Below are 3,500 nucleotides of genomic sequence, written 5' to 3'. Positions count from 1 at the left end.
TGCTGCTGCTTGATGAGCCGACCGCCGGCATGAACCAATCGGAAACCGCGGAGGTGCTGCAGCAACTACAGCATTTGAAGGCGCAGGGGCATACCATTCTGCTGGTCGAGCACAAAATCGAACTGGTGACGGCATTGTCCGATCATGTCATCGCCATGGATGGCGGCAGGATTATCGCCTATGGCGAGCCGGATGAGGTGCGTAACAATCCGCAGGTGGTCGAGGCGTATCTCGGCAAGCGTCAGGAAATACGCAAAACCACTGTGGCCGGTGGTCAGCAGGACATTCTCGCCAAGCAGAACGCCATCGAGGCTTCCGACGCCATCGCGACGGTGTCGGAAGTCAGGCCGGATGCCGATAAGAAGGAAGCGCCGCTGCTTGCGCTCGACGACGTCGATATCTACTACGGTCAGGTGCATGCGCTGCAGGGCGTGTCGATTGATGTGCCTAAGGGCGCCATCGTATCATTGCTCGGTGGCAATGCTTCCGGGAAATCAACAACGATGAAGACCATTCTGGGATTGAAGAAGCCTACCAATGGAAAGCTGATTTACGAGGGCGAGGATATCACTTCGTTGTCCACGCGGCATCGTGTGCAGGCTGGTATCGCGGCGGTGCCAGAAGCGCGCCGAATCTTTCCTGCCATGACGGTTGAGGAGAATCTGCTGACTGGCGCCTACACGCGTGGCCGTGATGATGATATCGCGGCGGATGTGGAACAGATGTATGCGCGGTTCCCACGTCTCAAGGAGCGCCGTACGCAGCAGGCCGGCACCATGAGCGGCGGCGAACAGCAGATGCTGGCTTTCGCCCGTGCCCTGATGAGCCATCCGAAAATCATCTGCATGGACGAGCCGACCATGGGCTTGTCGCCAAAGCTGGTGGAAGATGTGCTTGAGCAGATCGCGAGGCTTCGTGATGAACTTGGCGTGTCCGTACTGATGGTCGAGCAGCAGGCCGAACTGGCGTTGTCGATCGCCGACTATGGGTATGTGCTTCAGAATGGACGCATCCGTTTGCATGGGAAGGCTTCCGATTTGCTGCACAATCCCGCGGTCCAGGAAGCATACCTTGGCGGAGCCATCGATAATTGATGTCCATTGCGCGTTAGGAGAAGGATATGACTGAACAACGAGTGGCGTTCGTCACCGGAGCCGCCGGTGGGGTCGGCAACAAATTAGTGCGTACCTTGGCGTCCCAGCAGTGGCATGTGATTGCCGTGGCGCGCAGCACCGAACAGGTTACCGCCTTGAATGCGATCGATGGCGTGACGGCGTATGTGCTGGATTTGCTTGATAGCGGCAATCTGACGCAATGGACTAAACGGTTGGTTGCACAGAACGTGCCCAGCATCGACTTGGTCGCGCATGTAGCTGCAATCGCGCCGGTTGGTCCAGCCGCGCAAAGTGATGCGGAAACATGGAGCAACACATTGAAGACCAATGTCGAGGCGCCTGCACTGCTCAATGCCGGTTTGTTGCCTGCGGTTCGCAAGGCCCAAGGTACCATTGTGTTCGTGAATTCCGGTGCGGGGGAGCGTGCCGTGGTGAATCATGCGGTTTACGCGTCCTCGAAGCATGCGCTTCGGGGTTATGCGAATACGCTCCGTATTGAAGAAGCCCCGCATCGGGTGCGCGTGAGCACAGTATATCCCGGACAAATTGCCACGAAGATGCTTCGTGGCATAGACGCGAAGCTCGGCGTCGCATTCAAGCCCGAGGATTATATTGATCCGCAAACTGTGGCGGACTCCATTGTGTGGATTGCGAACGCTCCTGCCGACGCGCATCTGACCAACGTCGATTTGCGTCCAAGGCAGGAAGTCTCCGCAAAATTCAATGTGTGATTGCTCGCTTTCGGCAATCTCCAATGTCATCCGGCGTATGCAACGCGTCAGCATGTTATGTGTGGATGAATCGTCGTAATCATCGCTGGACTTGGTTCACGCGATGTCGGTAGAACGCACAGGTGGTGCGTTTGCATGATGCGCAAGGTGTCGCTTGCCGACAGGATGCAGCATAAAATGTCGCTATGAGGATGAATCGGTTAGGATTCCTCCCGTGGCGACATTTTTTACCTTGCGAAATGTCGCTGCGGGAGATTCCTCACGTTTTTCGTCTGGAAAGCGACGTTTTTGTCAGTATATGGATGTTTCGTTTTAACCGGCCAGTATATCGGTCGCATTTTGTCTTTCATGACTTAGCTGTGATTATGCGTGGAAAACGTTTGGCTTCCGTGGTTTGATAGCGTTCCATCCATAAATGTTTATACGCTCTATAACCAATACCGATAAGGTACGGCGCGTGCCGTAAGACAGGAACGGGTTAGATAATTGATGATGACCGCGCAAAGGGCGCACAAAGAAACATCAAACCCAAGGGGGTGCACATCATGACCAGGTTCAACACTCAGCTCGTCCATGGCCTGCCGGTGAACGACAACAACACCGGAGCCGTGAATCCGCCGATCTACAACTCGTCCACTTATGCTTTCGAATCGGTCGATACCATGCCCCGTTGGGATTACGCGCGCAGCGGCAACCCGACCCGCGAGTTCCTGGAAAGGCAGATCGCCCAGCTCGAGCACGGCACGCGCGGCTTCGCATTCGGTTCCGGGCTGGCGGCAATCCACGCCGTGCTGTCGATATTCCGCCCGGGCGACCGCATCGTCGTCGGCAAGAACATCTACGGCGGCACGTACTCGCTGTTCCATGAGTACTTCGAGCGTTGGGGCGTGCTGGTTGAGGAAGTGGACACCGCCGACTACGACGCGCTCGAGGACGCCGTCTCCGGTCGCTCCGCGACGGGCGCGGCGCATGGATGTCCGGCCAAGGCCGTGTATTTCGAGGTGCTGACCAATCCGTTGCTGCAGGTCAACAACGTGACGAAGATCTCCGAGGTCGCCCACCGTCATGGCGCCATCGCCATCGTGGACAACACGTTCGTGACCCCGTATCTACAGCAGCCGCTCGACCAGGGCGCGGATATCGTCATCCACTCCGCCACCAAGTACCTCGCGGGCCATTCCGAGGTGAACGCGGGTCTGGTCGTGGTGAAGGACGATGATCTCGGCAAGAAGATCTACTTCGCGCAGAACCGTCTCGGCGGCGTGCTCGCCCCGAACGAATGCGATTCGGTACGCCGTGGCATCCAGACGCTCGCGCTGCGTATGGACCGGCAGCAGGAGAACGCGCGTGCCATCTCCAGCTATCTGCTGCTGCATCCGCTGGTCAAGTCCGTGCACTATCCGGGGCTGCCCGGCCATGAGTACGAGCTCGCCTCGAACGGACTCAAGGGCGGCGGCGCGGTGCTGAGCTTCGAGGTCGTGCCGGGCGTCGATCCGGCGGACGTGCTTGACAACCTGCACGTCTTCCGTCTGGCGGTATCGCTCGGTGCGGTGGAGTCCCTCGCCGAACTGCCCTGTCGCATGACCCATTTCGAACTGCCCCGCGAGGAGCGCCTCAAGGTCGGCATCACCGACGAGCTGGTTCGTCTCGCGGT

The 3,500-nt window shown here is 58.1% G+C and carries 3 protein-coding genes; all 3 read left to right on the top strand.

Annotation, left to right across the window (positions count from 1 at the left end; all coding sequences use genetic code 11):
• Positions 1–1,094, top strand: a 1,094-nt coding sequence (locus B3C64_RS04960) for an ATP-binding cassette domain-containing protein (protein ID WP_291534150.1), incomplete at its 5' end; no start/stop codon positions are given.
• Between the two features lie 26 nt (positions 1,095–1,120).
• Positions 1,121–1,846, top strand: a complete 726-nt coding sequence (locus tag B3C64_RS04955; RefSeq protein WP_291534149.1) for an SDR family oxidoreductase — start codon at positions 1,121–1,123, stop codon at positions 1,844–1,846.
• A 545-nt stretch (positions 1,847–2,391) separates the two neighbouring features.
• Positions 2,392–3,500 (top strand): trans-sulfuration enzyme family protein (locus B3C64_RS04950; RefSeq protein ID WP_291534148.1); only part of this gene is annotated, 1,109 nt, incomplete at its 3' end.

This window comes from Bifidobacterium sp. UBA6881 (genome assembly GCA_002451435.1).
Taxonomy (GTDB): Bacteria; Actinomycetota; Actinomycetes; order Actinomycetales; family Bifidobacteriaceae; genus Bifidobacterium.
The sequence above is the reverse complement of the archived record's forward strand: the minus strand, read 5'-3'. Positions and strand labels throughout refer to the sequence as shown.

Bases quoted from the DNA above. Each gene is read 5' to 3' on its own strand.
- B3C64_RS04955 (WP_291534149.1), top strand. From the start codon at position 1,121: ATGACTGAACAACGAGTGGCGTTCGTCACCGGAGCCGCCGGTGGGGTC.